At 72.9% G+C, this 21,537-nt stretch carries 20 protein-coding genes and 2 pseudogenes; 16 read left to right on the top strand and 6 right to left on the bottom strand.

Annotation, left to right across the window (positions count from 1 at the left end):
* The first annotated feature begins 38 nt into the window (after window positions 1-38).
* The 7 genes from ABD981_RS19890 to ABD981_RS19860 all read left to right on the top strand — a co-directional run bounded on the left by ABD981_RS19890 (window position 39) and on the right by ABD981_RS19860 (window position 9,328).
* Entirely contained in the window at window positions 39-878 is an 840-nt protein-coding gene (locus ABD981_RS19890) for an amidohydrolase family protein (protein WP_240495446.1), read from the top strand.
* Between the two features lie 93 nt (window positions 879-971).
* Window positions 972-1,709: a response regulator transcription factor gene (locus ABD981_RS19885; RefSeq protein ID WP_046911325.1), complete on the top strand. Its 738-nt coding sequence runs from the start codon at window positions 972-974 to the stop codon at window positions 1,707-1,709.
* A 60-nt stretch (window positions 1,710-1,769) separates the two neighbouring features.
* Window positions 1,770-3,254 (top strand): sensor histidine kinase, encoded by a 1,485-nt coding sequence (locus tag ABD981_RS19880; RefSeq protein ID WP_046911326.1) that lies wholly within the window; start codon window positions 1,770-1,772, stop codon window positions 3,252-3,254.
* Between the two features lie 109 nt (window positions 3,255-3,363).
* The gene (locus ABD981_RS19875) at window positions 3,364-4,623 is read left to right on the top strand and encodes a bifunctional glycosyltransferase family 2/GtrA family protein (protein WP_046911327.1); all 1,260 of its coding nucleotides are present in this window, start codon (window positions 3,364-3,366) and stop codon (window positions 4,621-4,623) included.
* Window positions 4,623-6,785 carry an ArnT family glycosyltransferase gene (locus ABD981_RS19870; protein ID WP_345530003.1) on the top strand — a complete coding sequence of 721 codons (2,163 nt, stop codon included), beginning with the start codon at window positions 4,623-4,625 and terminating at the stop codon, window positions 6,783-6,785. Before ABD981_RS19875 ends, ABD981_RS19870 begins: the two co-directional genes overlap by 1 nt.
* A gap of 149 nt (window positions 6,786-6,934) precedes the next feature.
* Complete coding sequence (locus tag ABD981_RS19865) at window positions 6,935-8,461, top strand: MFS transporter (RefSeq protein ID WP_046911654.1); 1,527 nt, start codon at window positions 6,935-6,937, stop codon at window positions 8,459-8,461.
* A gap of 36 nt (window positions 8,462-8,497) precedes the next feature.
* Window positions 8,498-9,328, top strand: coding sequence for a TetR/AcrR family transcriptional regulator (locus ABD981_RS19860; RefSeq protein WP_046911655.1), 831 nt, complete (start codon window positions 8,498-8,500; stop codon window positions 9,326-9,328).
* A 122-nt stretch (window positions 9,329-9,450) separates the two neighbouring features.
* Here the strand turns inward: ABD981_RS19860 and ABD981_RS19855 are convergent.
* A pseudogene (locus ABD981_RS19855) lies at window positions 9,451-10,986 on the bottom strand (MDR family MFS transporter); the annotation flags it as partial.
* 230 nt (window positions 10,987-11,216) lie between these two features.
* Window positions 11,217-11,660 (bottom strand): MarR family winged helix-turn-helix transcriptional regulator, encoded by a 444-nt coding sequence (locus ABD981_RS19850; protein ID WP_046911657.1) that lies wholly within the window; start codon window positions 11,658-11,660, stop codon window positions 11,217-11,219.
* A 202-nt stretch (window positions 11,661-11,862) separates the two neighbouring features.
* Here ABD981_RS19850 and ABD981_RS19845 point away from each other — a divergent pair, with 202 nt between their 5' ends.
* From ABD981_RS19845 to ABD981_RS19825, 5 genes are all read left to right on the top strand, one after another.
* Window positions 11,863-12,111, top strand: a complete 249-nt coding sequence (locus ABD981_RS19845; RefSeq protein WP_046911658.1) for a hypothetical protein — start codon at window positions 11,863-11,865, stop codon at window positions 12,109-12,111.
* Between the two features lie 315 nt (window positions 12,112-12,426).
* Complete coding sequence (locus tag ABD981_RS19840) at window positions 12,427-13,071, top strand: DNA alkylation repair protein (RefSeq protein WP_046911682.1); 645 nt, start codon at window positions 12,427-12,429, stop codon at window positions 13,069-13,071.
* A 45-nt stretch (window positions 13,072-13,116) separates the two neighbouring features.
* Complete coding sequence (locus ABD981_RS19835; RefSeq protein WP_046911659.1) at window positions 13,117-14,193, top strand: 1-aminocyclopropane-1-carboxylate deaminase/D-cysteine desulfhydrase; 1,077 nt, start codon at window positions 13,117-13,119, stop codon at window positions 14,191-14,193.
* Between the two features lie 476 nt (window positions 14,194-14,669).
* Entirely contained in the window at window positions 14,670-14,996 is a 327-nt protein-coding gene (locus ABD981_RS19830) for a hypothetical protein (protein WP_131723942.1), read from the top strand.
* Window positions 14,997-16,077: 1,081 nt separating this feature from the next.
* Window positions 16,078-16,419, top strand: coding sequence for a DoxX family protein (locus ABD981_RS19825; protein ID WP_046911660.1), 342 nt, complete (start codon window positions 16,078-16,080; stop codon window positions 16,417-16,419).
* 3 nt (window positions 16,420-16,422) lie between these two features.
* Here ABD981_RS19825 and ABD981_RS19820 read toward each other — a convergent pair.
* Together ABD981_RS19820 and ABD981_RS19815 are read right to left on the bottom strand one after the other, a co-directional pair.
* A pseudogene (locus ABD981_RS19820) lies at window positions 16,423-16,527 on the bottom strand (DUF397 domain-containing protein); the annotation flags it as partial.
* Window positions 16,496-17,392, bottom strand: a complete 897-nt coding sequence (locus ABD981_RS19815) for a helix-turn-helix domain-containing protein (protein WP_205628309.1) — start codon at window positions 17,390-17,392, stop codon at window positions 16,496-16,498. The pseudogene ABD981_RS19820 and the gene ABD981_RS19815, both read right to left, overlap by 32 nt.
* Before the next feature lie 177 nt (window positions 17,393-17,569).
* On the opposite strand from ABD981_RS19815, the gene ABD981_RS19810 reads away from it, so the two are divergent.
* From ABD981_RS19810 to ABD981_RS19795, 4 genes are all read left to right on the top strand, one after another.
* Window positions 17,570-17,941, top strand: coding sequence for a hypothetical protein (locus ABD981_RS19810; RefSeq protein ID WP_046911662.1), 372 nt, complete (start codon window positions 17,570-17,572; stop codon window positions 17,939-17,941).
* A 12-nt stretch (window positions 17,942-17,953) separates the two neighbouring features.
* Window positions 17,954-18,229, top strand: coding sequence for a hypothetical protein (locus tag ABD981_RS19805; RefSeq protein WP_240495471.1), 276 nt, complete (start codon window positions 17,954-17,956; stop codon window positions 18,227-18,229).
* Between the two features lie 68 nt (window positions 18,230-18,297).
* Entirely contained in the window at window positions 18,298-18,861 is a 564-nt protein-coding gene (locus tag ABD981_RS19800; protein ID WP_046911663.1) for a TetR/AcrR family transcriptional regulator, read from the top strand.
* Window positions 18,858-19,703 (top strand): alpha/beta fold hydrolase, encoded by an 846-nt coding sequence (locus ABD981_RS19795; protein WP_046911664.1) that lies wholly within the window; start codon window positions 18,858-18,860, stop codon window positions 19,701-19,703. Before ABD981_RS19800 ends, ABD981_RS19795 begins: the two co-directional genes overlap by 4 nt.
* Here the strand turns inward: ABD981_RS19795 and ABD981_RS19790 are convergent.
* A complete protein-coding gene (locus ABD981_RS19790) occupies window positions 19,684-20,460 on the bottom strand; it encodes a hypothetical protein (protein ID WP_046911665.1) in 777 nt (258 codons plus the stop codon). The genes ABD981_RS19795 and ABD981_RS19790 overlap by 20 nt on opposite strands.
* A gap of 51 nt (window positions 20,461-20,511) precedes the next feature.
* Entirely contained in the window at window positions 20,512-21,495 is a 984-nt protein-coding gene (locus tag ABD981_RS19785) for an RNA polymerase sigma factor SigF (RefSeq protein WP_046911666.1), read from the bottom strand.
* Between the last annotated feature and the right edge of the window lie 42 nt (window positions 21,496-21,537).

The following is a 21,537-nucleotide window of genomic DNA, read 5'->3' as shown; positions in this document are numbered from 1 at the left end:
AGGGCCGTGAGGTCCGGGCCTGGGCCGGGCGGCTCGGGCTGCCGGGGCTCGTCGACGTCCACACCCACTTCATGCCGCGGAACGTCCTCGACAAGGTGTGGGCCTACTTCGACTCCGCCGGGCCCCTGACCGGCGTCGAGTGGCCCATCACCTACCGCGAGGAGGAGGACCGCCGGGTCGCGCTGCTGCGCGAGTTCGGGGTGCGCGCCTTCACCTCGATGCTCTACCCGCACAAGGCCGGCATGGCCGCCTGGCTCAACGACTGGGCCGACGACTTCGCCCGCCGCACCCCCGACTGCCTGCACACCGCCACCCTCTTCCCCGAGCCCGGCGCCCCCGGCTACGTCCGCGCCGCGCTCGACCGCGGGGCCCGGGTCCTCAAGGTGCACGTGCAGGTGGGCGGGTTCGATCCGAACGACGAGCTGCTGGACGAGGTGTGGGGGACGGTCGCCGAGGCCAGGACGCCCGTCGTCATGCACTGCGGCTCCGGTCCCGCCCCCGGAGCCTTCACCGGGCCCGGACCGGTCGGCCGGCTGCTCGCCCGCCACCCCCGGCTGCGGCTGATCGTCGCCCACATGGGCATGCCCGAGTACGCGGACTTCCTCGGCCTCGCCGAGCGCTACGAGGGCGTCCACCTCGACACCACCATGGCCTTCACCGACTTCAGCGAACGCCTCGCGCCCTTCCCCGAGGACGGGCTCAAGCGGCTCCAGGGGCTCGGCGACCGGATCCTGCTCGGGACCGACTTCCCGAACATCCCCTACCCGTACGTCCACCAGCTCCACGCCCTCGAACGGCTCGGGCTCGGCGACGACTGGCTGCGGGCGGTCTGCCACGACAACGGGGCCCGGCTGTTCGGGCTGCCGCCCGTCCCGTAGGCCCTCCGGCGCAGCGTGCGCGCCCAGGGCATTCTCAGGAATTTCACAGGGAAGCGAAAGAACGGTCTCAGTAGCGGCGGACACCGTGTTCCCATGACTGCGACCACTCCCCGTTCGCGAACCGATCTGCTCCGGCCCGACGGCACCGCCGTCCGCGTGCTCGTCGTCGACGACGAGGCCTCGCTCGCCGAGCTGCTCTCGATGGCCCTGCGCTACGAGGGCTGGCAGGTGCACAGCGCGGGCGACGGGGCCGGGGCCCTGCGGATCGCGCGGGAGTTCCGGCCCGACGTCGTCGTGCTCGACATGATGCTGCCCGACATGGACGGGCTCGCCGTCCTGGGGCGGCTGCGGCGCGAGCTGCCCGAGGTGCCGGTGCTGTTCCTCACCGCGAAGGACGCCGTCGAGGACCGGATCGCCGGGCTCACCGCGGGCGGCGACGACTACGTCACCAAGCCGTTCAGCCTGGAGGAGGTCGTCGCCCGGCTGCGCGGGCTGATCCGCCGTTCCGGGGCCGCCCAGGCGCGCAGCGAGTCGCTGCTCACCGTCGGCGACCTCACCCTGGACGAGGACAGCCACGAGGTCACCCGGGGCGGCGAGTCCGTCCACCTCACCGCGACCGAGTTCGAGCTGCTGCGCTACCTGATGCGCAACCCGCGCCGGGTGCTCAGCAAGGCGCAGATCCTGGACCGCGTGTGGTCGTACGACTTCGGCGGCCAGGCCAACGTGGTCGAGCTCTACATCTCCTACCTGCGGCGCAAGCTGGACGCCGGGCGCAGCCCGATGATCCACACCCGGCGGGGGGCCGGCTACCTCATCAAGCCCGGCGAGTAGTCCGCCGTGCGCATCCGTTCCCGGGCTCCCCAGGGGCCTCGGGGTTCTCGGGCTCCCCGGGTGTCCCGGGGACCCTGGTCGCTGCGGACCCGGCTGGTCGTCTCCGCCGTCGCGCTGATCGCCGTCGTGTGCGCGGTCATCGGCACGGTGACGACGATCGCCTTCCGGTCCTACCTCTTCGACCAGGCGGACACCCGCCTCCAGGAGGTCGCCAACCGGGCGGCCGGGCCGCCGCCGTCGGCCGCCGTGCCCTCGCCGGACGGCTTCGAGGCCCCGCTGGGCTTCATCATCGGGCCCGGCGCCCCGCTCGGGACGGTCGGTGCGCGGGTGGTGGACGGGGAGCTGACCGAGGCGAGCGTCTCCGTACCGCCGGAGGACGGCGTGTACGGGCGGCACTACGAGAAGCGGGAGCTGAGCGCCGCCCAGTCCGCCGCCCTCGCGGCCGTGCCCCGTGACGACGCCCCGCACACCGTGTCGCTGCCCGGCGGCCTCGGCGACTACCGGGTGCGGTACGCCGCCGGCAAGAACGGCGACTACCTCATAGGGATACCGCTCTCCGAGGTCCAGGACGCCCTGTCGACGCTGATCGTCGTCGAGCTGAGCGTCACCGGCGCCGGGCTCGTCGCCGCCTCGCTCGCCGGGACCGTGCTCGTACGGGTCGCCCTGCGGCCCCTCCGGCGGGTCGCCACGACCGCGGCGCAGGTGTCCCGGCTGCCGCTGCACAGCGGCGAGGTGGCCCTGGACCACCGGGTGCCGGAGGCGCAGGCCGACCCGCGGACCGAGGTGGGGCAGGTGGGCGCGGCCATCAACCGGATGCTGGACCACGTCCATTCGGCGCTCGACGCGCGCCAGCGGAGCGAGACGCGGGTCCGCCAGTTCGTCGCCGACGCCAGCCACGAGCTGCGCACCCCGCTGGCCTCGATCCGGGGGTACGCCGAGCTGACCCGGCGCGGGCGCGAGGAGTGCGGACCCGACACCCGGCACGCCCTCGGCCGGATCGAGTCCGAGGCCACCCGGATGACGGGCCTGGTCGAGGACCTGCTGCTGCTCGCCCGGCTGGACTCCGGACGCCCGCTCTCGTACGAGAGCACCGATCTCGCCCTGCTGGTCGTGGACGCCGTCTCCGACGCCCGCGCCGCCGGGCCCGAGCACCACTGGCGCCTCGACTTCCCCGACGCCGAGCCCACCGCGGCGGTGCGGATCCCCGCCGACGGCGCGCGGCTCCACCAGGTGCTCGTCAACCTCCTCGCCAACGCCCGTACGCACACCCCGCCCGGCACCACCGTCACCGCGCGGCTGCGGACCGGCCCGGCCCATGTGGTCGTCGAGGTCGAGGACGACGGGCCGGGCATCGCTCCGGAGTTGCTGCCGTCCGTCTTCGAGCGCTTCGCCCGCGGCGACGCCTCCCGCTCCCGGCACGCCGGCAGCACCGGGCTCGGCCTCGCCATCGTCCGGGCGGTCACCCTCGCCCACGGCGGCGAGGTGCACGTCGACAGCGGGCCGGGGCGGACGCGGTTCGCGGTCAGGCTGCCGAAGCAGCTCTGACGAGGGGGAGGGGCCGGGGCGGCTCCCGTACCTCCCGTCCTCCCCGACTCACAGCCGCACCACAGCTCCACCACACCGCCGTGACAGCGGCCCTGGCGAGGGTCGGGGCATGCAGATGTCACCGTCCGCCGAAACCCTTCCCGCCCGGGAGCACCTCCCCGTCGGCGCGGCCGGCCGGCCCGTCCTCGACGTGGTGATCCCCGTGTTCGACGAGGAGAAGGACCTGGAGCCCTGCGTGCTGCGGCTCCACGAGCACCTCTCCCGCACCTTCCCGTACGACTTCCGCATCACCGTCGCCGACAACGCCTCCACCGACTCCACGCCGGAGGTGGCGCGTTCGCTGGCCGCCCGGCTGCCCGGCGTACGTTCCGTACGGCTGGAACAGAAGGGGCGCGGGCGCGCGCTGCGGACCGTCTGGTCGGCGTCCGAGGCGCCGGTCCTCGCGTACATGGACGTGGACCTGTCCACCGACCTCAACGCCCTGCTGCCGCTCGTCGCGCCGCTCATCTCCGGTCACTCCGACCTCGCGATCGGCTCGCGGCTCGCCCGGTCCTCGCGCGTGGTGCGCGGACCGAAGCGGGAGTTCATCTCCCGCGCCTACAACCTGATCCTGCGCGGCTCGCTCGCCGCCCGCTTCTCCGACGCGCAGTGCGGCTTCAAGGCGATCCGGCGGGAGGTCGCCGAGCGGCTGCTGCCGATGGTCGAGGACACCGGCTGGTTCTTCGACACCGAGATGCTGGTGCTCGCCGAGCGGGCCGGGCTGCGCATCCACGAGGTGCCGGTCGACTGGGTCGACGACCCCGAGTCGACCGTCCACATCGTGCGGACGGCCACCGACGACCTGAGGGGCGTGTGGCGGGTGGGGCGGGCGCTCGCGACCGGTTCGCTGCCGCTGGACCGGCTGGCCCGGCCCTTCGGCGACGACCCGCGCGACCGCGAACTGTCCGGCGTCCCGGGCGGCCTGGCCCGCCAGCTGGTCGGATTCTGCGTGGTCGGGGCGCTGTCGACGCTCTTCTACCTGGCCCTCTACTCCCTCTTCCGGCTCGGCGTCGGCCCCCAACTCGCCAACGCAGGGGCCCTCCTTGTCTCCGCCGTCGCCAACACGGCCGCCAACCGGCGGCTCACCTTCGGCGTGCGGGGCCGGGAGCGGGCCGCCCGGCACCAGGCGCAGGGGCTCGTCGTCTTCGGCATCGGCCTCGCCCTGACCAGCGGCTCCCTCGCCGCGCTGGGCGCGGCGACGGGCGATCCGGCGCACTCGACCGAACTCGCCGTACTGATCGTCGCCAACCTCGCCGCGACCGTCGTGCGCTTCCTCCTCTTCCGGCTCTGGGTCTTCCCGGAGCGCTCCCTGACTAGGACGACCAGCTGATGAACTCCCTGATCCGACCGCAGCGGGTGTGGCGCGGCCGACCCGAGGACGCCCCCTGGGTGCGTCCCGCCTTCCTCGGCCTGCTGCTCGTCACCGCGGTGCTCTACCTCTGGAACCTCGGCGCCAGCGGCTACGCCAACTCCTTCTACTCCGCCGCCGTGCAGGCCGGCAGCGAGAGCTGGAAGGCCTTCTTCTTCGGCTCGCTCGACGCGGCCAACGCCATCACCGTCGACAAGCCGCCGGCCGCCCTGTGGCCGATGGCCCTGTCCGTCCGCCTCTTCGGTCTCGGCTCCTGGCAGATCCTGCTGCCCGAGGTGCTGATGGGGGTGGCCACGGTCGGCGTCCTGTACGCGGCCGTCCGGCGCCGTTTCGGCGCGGGCGCGGGCCTGATCGCGGGCGCGGTGCTCGCGCTCACCCCGGTCGCCGCGCTGATGTTCCGCTTCAACAACCCGGACGCGCTGCTGGCGCTGCTGATGACCGTCGCCGTCTACTGCGTGCTGCGCGCCCTGGAGCTCGACGAGGGCGCGGCGCGCTGGCTGGTGTGGGCGGGCGTCGCGCTCGGCTTCGCGTTCCTCGCCAAGACCCTGCAGGCCTTCCTGATCCTGCCGGTGCTCGCGCTCGTGTACGTGGTGTGCGCGCCGGGCGGGATCGGGCGCCGGTTCGGGCGGCTCGGCCTCGGCGGGCTCGCGATGCTCGTGTCGGCGGGCTGGTGGGTGGCCCTGGTCGAACTGTGGCCGGCGTCCTCCCGCCCGTACGTCGGCGGCTCGCAGAACAACAGCTTCCTGGAGCTGACCTTCGGCTACAACGGCCTCGGCCGGCTCAACGGCGACGAGGTCGGCAGCGTGGGCGGCGGCGGTGCGCGCGGGGGCGGCGCGTCCATGGAGCTGCCGGCGGGCGTGGACCTACCGGCCGGGATGGAGCTGCCCGGGCGGGGCGGCGGCCGTGGCGGTGGCGGCTGGGGCGAGACCGGTCTGGGCCGGATGTTCGACGAGCAGGTCGGCGGCCAGATCTCCTGGCTGCTCCCGGCCGCGCTGCTGCTGCTCATCGCCGGTCTCGTGGTGACCTGGCGGGCCTCGCGGACGGACACGGCCCGCTCGGCGTTCCTGGTGTGGGGCGGTTCGCTGCTGGTGACGACGGGCGTCTTCAGCTTCATGGCCGGCATCTTCCACGAGTACTACACGGTGGCGATGGCCCCGTACCTCGCCGCCCTGATCGGCATGGGCGTGGCGGTGCTGTGGGAGGAGCGGACGCGGTTCCTCGCCTCGGCGGCCCTCGCGGCCTCCGTCGCGGTGACGGCGGTGTGGGCATGGGTGCTGCTCGGCCGGACGCCGGACTGGCTGCCGTGGCTGCGCTGGGCGGTGCTCGTCGCGGGCTGCGCGGCGGCGCTGGGGCTGGTGCTCGCGGGGCGGATGACGAGCGGCGCCCGGCGGACGGGCCTGGCGGCGGCGGGCCTCGGCCTCGCGGCCGGTCTCGCGGGGCCCTTCGCGTACACCCTCGCCACGCTGGCGGACGGGCACCAGGGCTCGATCGTGACGGCGGGTCCGGCGGGCATGGCCGGGCCGGGCGGGATGCGCGGCGGAGGGATGGGCGGGGGCCGGATGCTGTTCGGGGAGGGGCATGGCGGTCAGGGGATGGGCCAAGGCCGGTTCCCCGGCGGTGGGCAGTTCCCCGGCGGTGGGCAGTTCCCGGGGGGTGGGCAGTTCCCGGGGGGTGGGCAGTTTCCGGGGGGTGGGCAGTTCCCGGGCGGCGGGCAGGCGCCCTCGACCTCCGGCGAGAACGCCCGTCCCGGCGGCGCCGGCGGGCTCCTGAACGGTGCCAGCGTCGGTGCCGAGGCCAAGAGCAAGCTGCTCGCCGACGCCGACGCGTACACCTGGGTCGCTGCCGCCATCGGCGCCCAGAACGCGGCCAGCTACCAGCTCGCCACGGAGAAGCCGGTGATGGCGATCGGCGGCTTCAACGGCAGCGACCCGTCGCCGACGCTCGCGCAGTTCAAGCGGTACGTGGCCGAGGGGAGGATCCACTACTTCCTCTCGTCCGGCGGCGGCATGGGCGGCGGACCCGGCGGTGGCGGAAGCAGCGAGATCAGCTCCTGGGTCGAGTCCACCTTCGAGAAGACGACCGTGGACGGCACCACCTTCTACGACCTGACCAGCAAGAAGTGACTCCGCTCCGGGGCCGCGCGGGGCCGCGCGGGGCCGCGCGGGGCCGGGAGCGGTCCCGGAGCAGCCGCGAAGAAATAATCGCTATACAGCGTAAGAGGATCCTTATACGGTGTACGAGACTCGCCTCGTACACCGTATAAGGAGTTCCCATGACGGCGCCGAACGCCACCGCCACCACCGGGGGCGGCCACCCACAGCGCTGGCTGATCCTCGGCGTCATCTGCCTCGCCCAGCTCACGGTCCTGCTCGACAACACCGTGCTCAGCGTCGCCATCCCCTCGCTGACCACCGAACTGCACGCCTCCACCAGCGACATCCAGTGGATGATCAACGCCTACTCGCTGGTCCAGTCCGGCCTGCTGCTCACCGCGGGCAACGCCGCCGACCGCTACGGCCGCAAGAAGCTCCTCGCCGTCGGTCTCGCGCTCTTCGGCCTCGGCTCGCTCGCCGCCGGCCTCGCCGACTCCACCGCGCAGCTGATCGCCGCCCGCGCGGGCATGGGCGTCGGCGGCGCGCTCCTGATGACCACGACCCTCGCCGTCGTCATGCAGATCTTCGACGACTCCCAGCGGGTCAAGGCCATCGCCATCTGGGCCACCATCAGCTCCCTCGGCTTCGCCGCGGGCCCGCTGATCGGCGGCGCGATCCTCAACCACTTCTGGTGGGGAATGATCTTCCTGATCAACATCCCGGTCGCCGTCATCGGCCTGGTCGCCGTCATCAAGCTGGTCCCCGAGTCCAAGAACCCCCAGGGCGACCGCCCCGACCTGCTCGGCGCACTGCTCTCCACCATCGGCATGACCTCGGTCGTCTTCGCGATCATCACCGGTCCGGAGCACGGCTGGACCTCCGGCCAGGTGCTGCTCCCGGCGCTGCTCGGCGTCGTCGTCCTCGCCGCCTTCGCCTGGTGGGAGCTGCGCATCCCGTACCCGATGCTCGACATGCACTTCTTCCGCAACCAGAAGTTCGTCGGCGCCGTCGCCGGCGCGATCCTGGTCATGCTCGGCATGGGCGGCTCGCTCTTCCTGCTCACCCAGCACCTGCAGTTCGTCCTCGGTTACGAGCCGCTGGAGGCGGGTCTGCGGATGGCGCCGCTGGCGCTGACCATCGTGGTCCTCAACCTCTCCGGCATCGGGCCGAGGCTGGTCATGAAGATCGGCACCCCGGCCTCCGTGGCGCTCGGCCTGTCCCTGGTCGCGGGCGGTCTCACCTCGATCGCCCTGATCGGCGGCGGCACCGACGGCACGTACGGCGGCATGCTGCTCGGCCTGATCCTCATGGGTGCGGGCATCGCCCTCTCCAACCCGGCCATGGCCAACGCCATCATGAGCGCGATCCCGCCGGAGAAGGCCGGCGTCGGCGCCGGCGTCAACGGCACGCTCGCCGAGTTCGGCAACGGCCTCGGCGTCGCCATCCTCGGCGCCGTCCTCAACGCCCGCTTCGCCGCCCTCGTCACCGTCACGGCCACCTCCCTGCCGGCCGCCCTGGCCGCGGCGGGCAGCGACGCCGAGCGGCAGCAGATCTCCGACGCCTTCGCCTCCGGCCTCCAGACCAGCCAGCTGGTCGGCGCGATCGCGGTCTTCGCGGGTGGACTGCTCGCCGCGGCCCTGCTCCAGCGGGCCGAACGGGCGGAGCTGCGCCGGCAGGAGTCGGAGAAGCTAGAAGTCGCTGCATAGCATGGGCGCGGAAGGCTGATCGGACGGAGGAACGCGGTGGTCAAGGCAACGGACCGGGCCAAGAACCCGGCGCGTTCCAGCGTCTGGCTGGAGAACCGGGCCGCCCGCAGCGGCGGCGGCCCGGCCGGGCTCGACCGGGACCGGATCGTCGCCGCCGCCATCCGGATGCTCGACGAGGAGGGCCTCGCCAAGCTGTCGATGCGCAAGCTCGCGACCGAGCTCAACGTCACCGCGATGTCCCTCTACTGGTACGTCGACACCAAGGACGACATCATCGAGTTCGCACTCGACGCCGCCCACCAGGGGATCGACCTGGAGGCCGTCGAGGCGGCCCGGAGCTGGCAGGACCGGCTCCGGCTGATGGCGAACGACTACCGCCGGATGCTGGTCGCCCACCCCTGGGTCTCGTCGATCTCGGGCACGTACCTCAACGTCGGTCCGCAGGCGGTCGCCGTCGCGAAGGGCATCTACCAGGTGATCGCGTCGACCGGGCTGCCCGCGGACGGCCAGCCCGGGGCCACCTCGGCCGTCTTCCAGTTCGTCTACGGATTCGGCACGGTCGAGGGGCACTTCGAGCGGCGGGCCGCCGAGACGGGCATGACGCAGGAGGAGTACTACCGGGAGGCGGTCGACGCCTTCGTGGACGAGCCGAGGTTCGCCGAGGACCTGAAGCTCATGCGGCCCGTCATCGAGGAGCGGGCCAGCCGCCGGATGGACGACCTCTGGGACCGCGACTTCGACTACGCGCTGGACGTGCTGATCGCTGGCATCGAGGTCATGGTTTCCCGCGCGCAGGAGAAGCAGCAGAAGCAGGAGACACCGGAGACACCGGAGACGCAGCGGATGCAGGAGATGCAGGAGAAGTAGGCGGGAGTACGGAGAAATGACGGAGCGGCGGGCCGTCCCCTGCCCGCCGCTCCGTACCGGACCCGGCCGCGCCTCCGCTCGAAGCGCGGCCGGGAGCTCTTCTACCTGGCGTCCGCCGTGGCGCTCGCCGTGGTGTCCGCCGTGGCGTCCTCGGCCTTGACGGTGTTGCTCTTCAGCGCGACCTCCTTGATGAACAGCGTCACGATGAAGGCCAGCAGCGCGAAGGGCGCCGAGTAGAGGAAGACGTCGCCGACGCCGTGGCCGTACGCGCTCTCCATGACCGTACGGATCGGGGCGGGCAGCTTGTCCATGTCCGGGATGCCACCGCCGCCGCCCTGGCCCATGGCCGCCGCGGCCTTCGGGCCGAGCTCGGCCAGACCGTCCTTGACGTAGTCGGTGACCCGGTGGGCCATGACCGCGCCGAGCGCCGAGACACCGATCGCACCGCCCAGGGAGCGGAAGAAGGTGACGACGGAGGAGGCGGCGCCGAGGTCGGAGGGGGCGACCTGGTTCTGGGTGCAGAGCACCAGGTTCTGCATCATCATGCCGAGGCCCAGGCCGAGCACCGCCATGAAGATCGCGATGTGCCAGTACTCCGTGTCGTACCGGATGGTGCCGAGCAGACCGAGGCCGCCGGCGGCGAGGGCGCCACCGCTGACCAGCCAGGCCTTCCAGCGGCCGGTCTTGGTGATGATCATGCCGGAGACGGTCGACGAGACGAACAGGCCGCCGATCATCGGGATGGTGAGGACGCCGGACATCGTCGGCGACTCGTTGCGGGCCAGCTGGAAGTACTGGCTGAAGAAGACCGTGCCGGCGAACATCGCGACACCCACGAAGAGCGAGGCCAGCGAGGCCAGCGTGATCGTGCGGTTGCGGAAGAGGCGCAGCGGGATGATCGGCTCGGAGGCCCGGGACTCGACGAACAGGAACACCGCGCCGAGCAGGACCGATCCGCCGACCATGGCGGCGCTCTGCCAGGACACCCAGTCGTACTTGTCGCCCGCGAAGGTGACCCAGATCAGGAGCAGCGAGACGGCGGCGCTGATGAAGAGGGCGCCGGCCCAGTCGACCTTGACCTCGCGCTTCACCACGGGGAGCTTCAGCGTCTTCTGCAGCACGATCAGCGCGATCAGCGCGAAGGGCACGCCGACGTAGAAGCACCAGCGCCAGCCGAGCCAGTCGGTGTCGGTGATGACGCCGCCGAGCAGCGGGCCGCCGACGGTGGCGACGGCGAAGGTGGCGCCGAGGTAGCCGCTGTACCGGCCGCGCTCACGCGGGGCGATCATGGCGGCCAGGATGATCTGGGAGAGGGCGGTCAGACCGCCGACGCCGATGCCCTGGACCACGCGGCAGGCGATCAGCATGCCGGTGTTCTGCGAGAGGCCGGCGACGACCGAACCCGCGACGTAGATGATCAGGGCTATCTGGACCAGCAGCTTCTTGGAGAAGAGGTCCGCCAGCTTGCCCCAGAGCGGGGTGGTCGCCGTCATCGACAGGAGGGCGGCGGTGACGACCCAGGTGTAGGCGGACTGGCCGCCGCCGAGGTCGGTGATGATCTGGGGGAGGGCGTTCGAGACGATCGTCGAGGACAGGATGGCGACGAACATGCCGAGCAGCAGCCCGGAGAGCGCCTCCATGATCTGCCGGTGCGTCATCGGGGCACCGGAGTTGTCGGTCCGGCCTTCCCGTACACCCGTGGCAGGTGCGGTGGTAGCCATGAGGTTCCTTTACGTGTACGTGGGTGTCCGAGGGTGTACGGGCGTGTACGTCGGCGTACGTGGCTGTGCGTGACGTCCGCTGCGGTCGGATGCCGGGCCGGGCGGGCGGGGTCGTTCGGGCGTGGTGCGGGTGCCGGTCGTGCGGTGCCGGGTGGGGCGGGTGCCGGTCAGGCGTGCGGGGCCCGGCAGTCCCCGAAGGCGTCCCGCAGCCGGGAGAGCATGGTCGTGAGCAGTGCGACGTCTTCGTCGGACCACTCCGCGAGGTGGCGGGTGAAGGCCTCGGCGACCCGGCGGTCGAGCTCGCCGAGCATCGCGTAGCCCTCGGTGGTGAGCCGCAGGATCCGGGAGCGCTTGTCGTCCGGGTCGGGCAGTCGCTCGATCCAGCCGTGCTCCACGGTGTGCGTCACATGACGGCTGCACACGGACATGTCGACGGCCATGAGTTCGGCCAGCCGGCTCATCCGCATGTCGCCGTGGTGCTTGACGAGGGCGAGTACGGCCGCCGCGCCGCCCTGGCAGTGGGCGGGCAGCACCCGGGCCACACCACGCTTGACGGCGCCGATGGCGCTCACCGCCCTGGCGAGCTCCTCGTACCGGCTCAGCGTCTCCATCGAGCTCCCCTGACATCTTGTTGCTTAGGGCAACCATAGAGATCGATGGTTGCTCCAGGCAAACTAAATCGGTCAAAGCGCGCTAAAGAATCGGCAAAGCGGGGCCTGGGGAGGGGCGAGAGCGGGGCCCCGGGGGCGGGGGAGGTCCAGGGAGGAGGGTGGGGCTTGGGCCCGGAACCACACCTTCGCTAGGGTCCGGGCCATGGCACACAACCCCCAAGCACCGTACGGCCAGGGCGGCCAGGGCCCCGAGGGCTCCTACGACCCCGCCGGCAGCACCCAGATGTTCCGCGCCTTCGTCGACGAGGGCGCCCCCCAGCAGCAGCCGGGCCAGCGGCAGCAGTACCAGGCCGCGACCACCCACTCCTCCGGCCCGCGCGTCGGCGTGATCGTCGGCGTGATCGTCGCGATCGCCGTCCTGGCGGGCGTCGCCTGGCTGGCGCTCGGCTGAGCCGACCACTCCGTCCCGGAGAGGGCGGTCGCGGCGGGAGTCCGACGGGCTCCCGCCGCGGCCGCCCTCTTTCCGTGTGCGGCGACCCCGATGTGGGCGACCCCGATGCGGGCGACCACCCGTGTGCGACCACCCGTGTGCGGCCGGCCGGTGTGCGGTCGACCGTCCTCCCCGGCGCCCCCGACATACGCTGAAACCCGCCCACGAGACACCGCCCACCAGACACCGCCCACCGGACACCAGACACCAGACACCAGACACCAGGAGGACACGGTGGCCCCGACGACCGGACCCGGGACGACGGTCGCCGAGGTGATGGCCGAGCTGGCCGCGCTGGAGGACCCGAAGGCCCGCGCCGTCAACGAGAGGCACGGCGACGACCACGGCGTGAACCTCGGCAAGCTCCGCGCGCTCGCCAAGCGGCTCAAGACCCAGCAGGACCTCGCCCGGGACCTCTGGGCCACGGACGACACGGCCGCCCGGCTCCTCGCCCTCCTCATCTGCCGCCCCAAGGCCTACGACCGCGACGAACTGGACGCGATGCTGCGCCGGGCCCGCGCCCCCAAGGTCCACGACTGGCTCGTGAACTACGTGGTCAAGAAGAGCCCGCACGCCGAAGCACTGCGCCTCGCCTGGACCGCCGACCCGGACCCCGTCGTCGCCAGTGCCGGGTGGGCCCTCACCACCGACCGCGTCGCCAAGAAGCCCGAAGGCCTCGACCTCCCCGCCCTCCTCGACGTCATCGAGGCCGAGATGAAGGACGCCCCCGACCGCCTCCAGTGGGCCATGAACCACTGCCTGGCCCAGATCGGGATCGAACACCCCGAGCACCGCGCCCGCGCGATCGGCATCGGCGAGCGCCTGGAAGTCCTCAAGGACTACCCGACCTCACCGGGCTGCACCTCCCCGTTCGCGCCGGTCTGGATCGACGAGATGGTCCGCCGCCGGCAGACGGCCTGACCGACCCCTCCCCCGGGCCGCGCCGTCCCCCCTACGGTGGCCCGCATGACTCGCCGCCCGCTGCTCCACCGGCACTGGCCTGCGCTCGCCGACACCCTGCCGTACCTGCCGCTCGGCTCCGGCCCCACCCCCGTACGCCCGCTGACCGGCCCCGGCTCGCGGACCCCGGTCTGGGTGAAGGACGAGAGCGGTTACGGCGAGGGCGGCTGGGGCGGCAACAAGGTCCGCAAGCTGGAGTGGCTCCTGCCGCAGGCCCTGCGCGGCGGCGGCCCCCGCACCCTCCTCAGCGTCGGCGGCCTCGGAACCAACTGGGGCCTGGCCGCCGCGCTCTACGCCCGCGAGCAGGGCATCGACGTGGCCCTCGCCCTGATCGACCAGCCGGTCGACGCGCACGTACGGGCCCAACTCGCCCGGCTGCGCGCCTCCGGCGCCACCCTGCACTTCCCGCACACGAAGGGCCGGCTGATCCTCTCGCTGCCCTGGCTGCTGGCCCGCCATACGCGGGGCCTGCGCCTCCCGTACGTGCTCCCCGCGGGCGGGTCCTCGCCGCTGGGGACGCTCGGGTACGTCGAGTGCGCGCTGGAACTGGCCGAGCAGGTCGAGGAGGGGCTGCTGCCGGAGCCCGCCTGGATCGTGACGGCGGTCGGTTCGGGCGGCACCGCCGCCGGACTGGCCCTCGGACTGCGGCTGGCCGGGCTGCGCACCCGGGTCCTGGCGGTCGTCGTGAACGACACGCTGCGCCTGGACGCCGCCCGGCTCACGGCACTCGCGGGGAAGGCGGAACGCCTGTTGCGGGCGCGGGGCGCCGAGCTGCCGCCGACGCCGGTACGGCTCGGGCCGGAGGACATCGTCACGGAGTACGGGTGGCTCGGCGAGGGTTACGCCCACCCGACGGAGCCGGGCGCGCGGGCCCTGCGCTGGGCGGCCGAGGAGGCGGACCTGGAGCTGGAGCCGGTCTACACGGCGAAGGCACTGGCGGCCCTGCTGGCCCTGGCGGGGGAGGGGGCGGAGGGGGCGGAGGGGGCGGAGGAGCTGGGGGGAGCCGAGGGAACAGAAGGGTGCTTCGGGGGCGGGCCGGTGGTCTTCCTGAACACCTTCGGGCCGAGGCCGGACGGCTCCTAGGAGCGGGCGCTCCGGGCGGGCTCCTGGTGCGGCCGCCCTCTTTCCGAGTGTTGCCCCCTCCACCACCGCGTCAAGGGCGCTCCCTGCGGTCGCGTCGCTGCGCGATGGCCTACGGCCACCCTTGACCCGGCGCCTCCGGGGGCCCTTTCACACTCGGAGGGCGGCCGGGGGCGGGGCCGCGCGGCCTTCCCGGGAGGTGGCGGGGGTCGACGGGCGGCCGCCGGGCCGGTGGGTGGGGAGGCCGGGTATCGGCCGGGGCGGAGTGCCGTCCGGCGGGCTGGGTGGGTGGGGGCGCCGGTTTGTGGCCGGGGCCGGGAGTCCGCTCCGGTGGGTCGGTGGTGCGCGGCAGTGAAATGGGGCTGCCGGGCAGGGCTCAGCGACGAGCGGCCGCTGGGCGGCCGGGCTTCAAGCCCCGCTGGTCACTGCCGGAAGGCCGAGGGGCGGCCCGGTTCGGCTGCTTGGTTAGGCTCGGGGGTATGCCGAAGACACGTCGCCGAGCCCTGGTGGAGGGCTTCTGGGCTCTTGACCGTTTCCTGGGAGGCAAGCTGCCCCCGACGCGCGTCCAGCTCTTCGTCGGGCGGCATCCCCTGGCCCTGGCCGCCGCGATCGGGCTGGCCGTCTTCGCCGTGTTCGCCGCACCCCCGGACACGCAGGCCGTGGACATCCAGGCCGGCCTCGTCTTCGGCGCCCTGCTCGGCCTGACGTACTACGGCACGGCGACGTACGAGCGCGCACGCCAGCGCCGCCTGATCCGGGACGGCATCTGGGAGCCCCGAACGACGACCACGACGTCGGAGCGGTAGCGGGGCGGCGTTTGTGCGCGGGGAAGGCTGGGAGCCGCCTCCCCTGTCACATCACGCCCCTCCCGCCCCATCGAGGCCCGCGAGGCGGGACTTTGCATCGGCGGGCGGGCGGAACGCCCTCAAGTCGCTGAGCTTCGCGGCCGGGGAGGTCCGGGGGGCACCTCCCCCGTCACAGGAGTCTTTTCCTGTCCCATCGCGGGCGGCGAGACCGGACTTTGCACGGTGGGTTGGCCAGGGGGCGTGAAGACGCGGGGCTTCGCGCGTGGGGAGGGACGAGGGTCGTCTCCCCTGTCACAGGAGTCCCTTCCTGTCCCATCGAGGGCCGCGAGGCGGGGGTTTGCATGGCGGGGTGGTCAGGGGGGACGTGAGAACGCGGAGCTTCGCGCGTGGGGAGGGCCCGGGGTCGTCTCCCCCGTCACAGGAGTCCCTCCCCGCCCCATCGAGGCCCGCGAGGCGGGACTTTGCACGGCAGGCGGCCAAGGGGACGTGAAAGCGCTGTGCTCGCGCGAGGAGAGCCGGGGGTCGACTCTCCCGTCACACAAGTGGCTTGCCGTCCCCTCGGGGCCCGCGAGACCGGACTTTGCACGCCCAGGGTGACCAGCGGGGCTTGAAGCCCGGCCGCCCACCGGCCGCTCGTCGCTGAGCCCTGCCCGGCAGCCCCATTCCACTGCCGCGCACCACCGGCCCACCGGACTTCGCCCCCGGCCCCGGCCACAAACCGGCGCCCCCACCCACCGGCCCGGCGGCCGCCCGCCGACCCCCGCCACTTCCCGGCCTCTTCGCGTGGCCGCGCCCCCGGCCGCCCTCCGAGAGGTCTTTCGCACCTGGAGCCGCCGGGTCAAGGGTGGCCGTAGGCCATCGCGCAGCGACGCGACCGCAGGGAGCGCCCTTGACGCGGTGGTGGAAGGTGCGACTCTCGGAAAGAGGGCGGCCGCACGGTGCCCTATTCCAGGCCGTTCAGCACGACGTGGCCGTGTGCACCAAAAAACTTCCGCCCACTCGTCACACCTCCGCCGACCGCGGTGTCAGAGGGATAGAGCGAGCGAGAAGCGCCCGCCACAGCCCCTCCGAGGAGCCCCCGATGTCCACCACCGCCATCGTCGTCACCGCCGTCGCCGCCTTCATGGCCGGGTTCTCGGGTGCCTCGATCTTCTTCAAGGCGAAGTTCACCGTCGAGCCCCTCGCCGAGTACGGCGTCCCGCGCGCCTGGTGGAACTGGCTGGGTGCCGCCAAGGCGGCCGGCGCGGTCGGCCTGCTCGTCGGCTACGCAATCCCCGCGATCGGGATCGCCGCCGCGATCGGCCTGGTCCTGTACTTCCTCGGCGCCGTGATCACGGTCCTCCGCGCCAAGGCGTACGCCCACGCGGCCTTCCCGCTCGTCTACATGGCCCCGGCGGTCGCCGTCCTGGCCCTGGCGGCGTGAAGCTCAGAGGCTGCGGACGAACGAGTCCCACACGGCACGGTCGAAGACGACAGCAGGGCCCTCAGGGGCCTTGCTGTCACGTACGGGGACGAGGCCGGGGAATCCGGGGGCGACTTCGAGGCAGTTTCCGCCGTTGTCCCCGCTGTAGCTGCTCTTGATCCAGGTCGCCACGCTCAGATCGTGCCGTTCCATGGTGCCCGTACCCTTCCATCAAGTCGCTGATCAGAGCGCCGGATTCGCGGGCCGAGAGAGCGTCGGCCCTCAGCCCATGATAGGTCCGGGTATGGCGTGACAGGACGGCAGGATCATCATTGAAATGCCCGCTGTCGAGCGATTCTGAGTAGATCCATTCGTGCCCGTCGGGCAGTCGGATCAAGGACATCGGCGCGTTGGGCCGGTGCAGTTCCGCGTTCTGAGCCGGTGCTACCTGGATGAAGACGTTGGGCAGTCTGCCGACACGCAGTAGGTGGGCGCACTGGGTGCGCATGACGTCCGCATTGCCGATCACGGTCCGCAGGCAGCTCTCGTCCAGGACGACCGTGTACAGAGGGCCATCCTCCGAAAGGAATCGTTGCTGGCGGCTCAGCCTCGCACGGACGCGTTCCTCCAGTTCGTCACCGTTCATGGCACGGGCGAACAGGGCATGCACGTACTCCGGGGCCTGGAGCAGGCCCGGCACGACCCCCACCTGGTACTCGTGAAGCGCCACCGCCTCCGCGTCCATCTCCGCCCGCCGCTCGAACCAGTCCGGATGCTGCACCTCCGGGTACCAGTCGATCCGCCCCCACAGCCGCAGTAACACCCCGCCCGTGCCCAGGATCTCGTCGCACGCCCTCGCGAACGTGTCCGTCGGGACCCGTTTCGCCGCCTCCACCCTCGCCACCTGCGAGCGGTCGCAGGGGATCAGGCGGGCCAGGGCCTCCTGGGTCAGGCCCGCCGACTCGCGGTAGTGGCGGAGGAGTTCGCCGAACATCTGCGCCGTCGTGGCGGCGAGCTCGCTTGCCGCCGGGTTCCTCTTGGTCACTCCGTCCCCCTCGTGACAGCACTCCTTGGCACGCCGCAGACGTTGTGGCCGCCTCTTCCATTGAGCAACGCTGAGGGCACGGAGAGTAGTCGCCCGATCGGGTGAGCGTGAGACGAGGAGTGAGGAATGGCAGGGCACCAGGAGTGCGGCGCGTACCTGTACGACCCGGCGGCGCGGAAGGTCGGCGAGTACCGGGGGCAGGCCGGGCCGTACGCCATGCTGCGGCCGCTCGGGGGCGGGCGGGAGTGGCAGGCGGATCCGGAGCTCGTGCGGCCCGCGACGCAGGACGAGCGGCTCAGCGCCGGTGTGCGCGCCGTGAACGAGCGCGCGGCCGCCGCGTACGGGCTGGGCCGGCCGCCCGTTCCCGTGCCGCACTGCGCCGAGTGCGCCGAGCTCGACGCCTCGCGCGCCGGCGCCCGCGCCCGGTTCGACTGGAGCGCCGAGACCGACGCGAACGTCCTGCTGCGGCGGCACCTCCAAGCGGGTCACCCCGAGTGACGTGCGGGTCCCGTGGTCGTTGGCCTCGCCGTGACCATGAAGAAGCTGGCCGTCGCGGCCACCCTCGCCCTCGCCGCCCTCGCCCTCGCGGCGCCCGCCCACGCCGACACCGACAGCGACTTCGGCGCGGGCGCCGGGTGTCTCCAGGAGCTGGCGGAGATGCCCCTGTTCGGCGAGGTGTCGGGCAACTATCAGCGGGACTGCTCCAGCGGGAACGTCGTCGAGTACTCGGGGTCGGGCTTGGGGGCAGGGTCGGGCTCGGGGGCGGGCTCGGGCTCGGGTCGGTAATTCCCGAGGCGACTTCTTCCTAGGGGTGCTAGCTTTCAGGCTAGATCCTCTAGGAAGGAGTCCCGCCCATGGTCCGCGTCGGCATCACCGTCGACCGTCTCGTCCGGGCCGCCGCCGAGCTGGCCGACACGGACGGCCTCGACAAGGTCACCGTCTCCGCCCTCGCCCGCCGCTTCGGCGTGAAGGACGCGAGCCTCTACTCGCACGTCAAGAACCTCCGCGAGCTGCGCGTCCGGCTCGCCCTCCTCGCCTCCGCCGAGATGAACGAGGCCATCGGCGCCGCCGTCGCCGGGCGCTCCGGCAGGGACGCGCTCGTCGCCTTCGCCGACGCCTACCGCGGCTACGCGCTCGCGCACCCCGGCCGCTACGCCGCCACCCAGCAGCGGATCGAGCCGGAGGAGGTCACCGACCCCGCGGTCGTGCTGCGCAGTGTCGAGCTGACCCAGGGGATGCTCCGGGGCTACGGGCTCGCCGAGCCCGGGCTCACCGACGCCGGGCGGCTGCTCCGCGCCACCTTCCACGGCTACATCCACATCGAGCTGAGCGGCGGCTTCCACGCCTCCCGGCCCGTCGACGACTCCTGGGCGCGCTCGCTCGACGCCCTCCACCGCCTCCTGGAGAACTGGTCGTGAACCCTGCCGTGCACACCGGCACGCTGTCCGTCCCCGGCGCCACCCTCCGCTACGAGTCGCGCGGCAGCGGGCCCGTCCTGCTGCTCATACCCGGCGGCGCGGGCGACGCCGGGCTCTACGAGGGGATGGCGGACCTCCTGGCCGCCGCCGGGTACACCGTCGTCTCCTACGACCAGCGCGGCCTCTCGCGCAGCCCGCTCGACGGTCCGCCCGCCGACCAGCGGGTCGAGGAGTGGGCCGAGGACGCCCGCGCGGTCCTCGACGCGGTCCTGCCGGACGGCGAGGCCGCGTACGTGTACGGCGGCAGCTCCGGCGGCATCGTCGCCCTCGCCCTGCTCGCCGCCCACCCCGGCCGCCTGCACCGGGTCGTCGCCCACGAGCCGCCCCTGGTGGAACTGCTCGCCGAGCCCGGCCCGTACCGCGCGCACTTCGCCGAGGTGCGCGAGCTGCACCGTACGCGGGGGCTCGGTCCCGCGATGGCCCGGTTCGCCGAGACGCCCGACGGGCGGAAGCCGGCGGGCGAGCGACGGTCCGCCGAACTGCCCGCCGTCCTGCGGCCCATGGCCCCCCGCATGGCCGCCAACATGCCCGTCTTCCTGGAGCACGTCCTGTGCCCCTTCTCCTCCTCCGGCCCTGATCTCGACGGGCTGAGCGCCGCCGCCGGGAAGCTGGTCCTGGGCGTGGGGCGGGAGTCGGACGGTCAGGAGGCGCTGGTGGGGCCCGCCCGGCGGATCGCCGCGCTGACCGGGGCGTCCGTCGTGGAGTTCCCGGGCGGGCACCTCGGGTGCGTCGAGCGCCCGGAGGAGTTCGCCGGGGTGCTGCTCACTGCCATGAGGCCGTGACGCTCCTGGTGTCCACGCGCATGCCCAGCGGCACCCGCCAGGAGTCCACGCACACCGTGTAGGTCTGCGTACGGGCCGTCCCGGGGGCGATCGGCGCCGGCAGGGGCTGGCTGGAGCGGATGGTCGCCCAGTCGACGCCGAGCGCGCCGATGATGTGCGTCGCGAAGCCGACCGTGCCCGAACGGGCTGCCGTCCCGCCGGTGTTGCGGATGGTGACGGTCACGTTCTCGCACCAGCGCCGGTCCGTGTCGGCGAGCGAGGGCGCGGAGAGGGTGAGCGCGGCGGGGACGGGCGCGGTCGTGGGGCCGGGGCGCGGTGTGGCGGGCGTGCCCGGGCCGGTCGGGCCCGGGGGCTTCGGGCCCGGGGCCGGCGGTGTCGTGGCCGGGGCGGGCGTCGCCGGTGCGCCCGGGGTACGGGACGGCGGTGGTGCCGTGGTCGTGCGCGGGTCGCCCGGGGTGCCGGCCCGGGCCGGCCCGTCCGGTGCTCCCGCAGCCGTACCGCCCGGAGGCGTGCCCGTACCGCCCGGTGGGCGCGGCGACGGGGAGGACGTGCTGGAGGTGTCCCCGGTGCGTTCCGGGTCCAGGGGGACCAGCGTGACCGATCCGCTGGGCGCGACGGCGCCCTTCGGGGAGGAGCCCGCGCCGACGGCCGCGTACCCCTCGTCCTCGCCGCCCGATCCGCAGGCGGTGAGCGCTCCGCCGAGGCAGAGCGCGAGCACCACGAGTCCCGGCCGCTTCCTTCGCCACGAGCTCACCATGGCCGCCAGTGTGGCTGATGGATCATCAGGAAGAAAGCGGGTCGGCCTGGTTCAGTCGGCGATCAGGCCCTCGCGGAGCTGGGCGAGGGTGCGGGTGAGGAGCCGGGAGACGTGCATCTGGGAGATGCCGACCTCCTCGCCGATCTGCGACTGGGTCATGTTCGCGAAGAAGCGGAGCATGATGATCTGCCGCTCGCGGGGCGGGAGTTTGGCGAGCAGCGGCTTCAGCGACTCGCGGTACTCGACGCCCTCCAGGGCCGTGTCCTCGTAGCCGAGGCGGTCCGCCAGGGAGCCCTCGCCGCCGTCGTCCTCGGGCGACGGGGAGTCGAGGGAGGAGGCGGTGTACGCGTTGCCGACGGCGAGGCCGTCGACGACGTCCTCCTCCGACACCCCGAGGACGGCGGCCAGTTCGGGCACGGTGGGCGAGCGGTCCAGCTTCTGCGCGAGCTCGTCGCTGGCCTTGGTGAGGGCGAGGCGGAGCTCCTGGAGGCGGCGCGGGACGCGGACGGACCAGGAGGTGTCGCGGAAGAAGCGCTTGATCTCGCCCACGACCGTCGGCATCGCGAAGGTCGGGAACTCCACGCCCCGTTCGCAGTCGAAGCGGTCGATCGCCTTGATCAGGCCGATGGTGCCGACCTGGACGATGTCCTCCATGGGCTCGTTGCGGGAGCGGAAGCGGGCCGCCGCGTACCGCACGAGGGGGAGGTTGAGCTCGATGAGGGTGTCGCGGACGTAGGTCCGCTCCGGGCTGTCCGCGGCCACGCCCTCGTCGTCCAGGGCGCGCAGCCGCAGGAACAGGGAGCGCGAGAGGGTGCGGGTGTCGATGGCCTCCGGCGTGACGGCCGGCGGGGCGACGAGGGGCTCGTCCGTCCCGGTCGCCGAGTCCGCGGCGGTGGGTGCCGTCGTCTGGACGGGCACGGCCCCCGGCACGGGCGGCTGCGCCGGAACGGCCGTCGGCACGGAGACGGGCGTCTGCACGGACGCGGGCATGGGCGTGAGCGTGAGCACCTTCGAGCTGCCCTGTTCTGCGGACATGCCACCCCCTTGAGGTCGCGGACGGTCGTGGCGGCCACGACC

Origin of the sequence: Streptomyces showdoensis (assembly GCF_039535475.1) — a bacterium.
Taxonomy (GTDB): Bacteria; Actinomycetota; Actinomycetes; order Streptomycetales; family Streptomycetaceae; genus Streptomyces; species Streptomyces showdoensis.
This window is presented reverse-complemented; position numbering and strand designations above follow the sequence as displayed.

What these genes read in the sequence shown, in the direction of transcription:
- ABD981_RS19885 (WP_046911325.1), top strand. Translation starts at nt 972, where the DNA reads ATGACTGCGACCACTCCCCGTTCGCGAACCGATCTGCTCCGGCCCGAC.
- ABD981_RS19875 (WP_046911327.1), top strand. Translation starts at nt 3,364, where the DNA reads ATGCAGATGTCACCGTCCGCCGAAACCCTTCCCGCCCGGGAGCACCTC.
- ABD981_RS19870 (WP_345530003.1), top strand. Translation starts at nt 4,623, where the DNA reads ATGAACTCCCTGATCCGACCGCAGCGGGTGTGGCGCGGCCGACCCGAG.
- ABD981_RS19865 (WP_046911654.1), top strand. Translation starts at nt 6,935, where the DNA reads ATGACGGCGCCGAACGCCACCGCCACCACCGGGGGCGGCCACCCACAG.
- ABD981_RS19850 (WP_046911657.1), bottom strand. Translation starts at nt 11,660, where the DNA reads ATGGAGACGCTGAGCCGGTACGAGGAGCTCGCCAGGGCGGTGAGCGCC.
- ABD981_RS19845 (WP_046911658.1), top strand. Translation starts at nt 11,863, where the DNA reads ATGGCACACAACCCCCAAGCACCGTACGGCCAGGGCGGCCAGGGCCCC.
- ABD981_RS19840 (WP_046911682.1), top strand. Translation starts at nt 12,427, where the DNA reads ATGGCCGAGCTGGCCGCGCTGGAGGACCCGAAGGCCCGCGCCGTCAAC.
- ABD981_RS19835 (WP_046911659.1), top strand. Translation starts at nt 13,117, where the DNA reads ATGACTCGCCGCCCGCTGCTCCACCGGCACTGGCCTGCGCTCGCCGAC.
- ABD981_RS19830 (WP_131723942.1), top strand. Translation starts at nt 14,670, where the DNA reads ATGCCGAAGACACGTCGCCGAGCCCTGGTGGAGGGCTTCTGGGCTCTT.
- ABD981_RS19825 (WP_046911660.1), top strand. Translation starts at nt 16,078, where the DNA reads ATGTCCACCACCGCCATCGTCGTCACCGCCGTCGCCGCCTTCATGGCC.
- ABD981_RS19815 (WP_205628309.1), bottom strand. Translation starts at nt 17,392, where the DNA reads ATGTTCGGCGAACTCCTCCGCCACTACCGCGAGTCGGCGGGCCTGACC.
- ABD981_RS19810 (WP_046911662.1), top strand. Translation starts at nt 17,570, where the DNA reads ATGGCAGGGCACCAGGAGTGCGGCGCGTACCTGTACGACCCGGCGGCG.
- ABD981_RS19800 (WP_046911663.1), top strand. Translation starts at nt 18,298, where the DNA reads ATGGTCCGCGTCGGCATCACCGTCGACCGTCTCGTCCGGGCCGCCGCC.
- ABD981_RS19790 (WP_046911665.1), bottom strand. Translation starts at nt 20,460, where the DNA reads ATGGTGAGCTCGTGGCGAAGGAAGCGGCCGGGACTCGTGGTGCTCGCG.
- ABD981_RS19785 (WP_046911666.1), bottom strand. Translation starts at nt 21,495, where the DNA reads ATGTCCGCAGAACAGGGCAGCTCGAAGGTGCTCACGCTCACGCCCATG.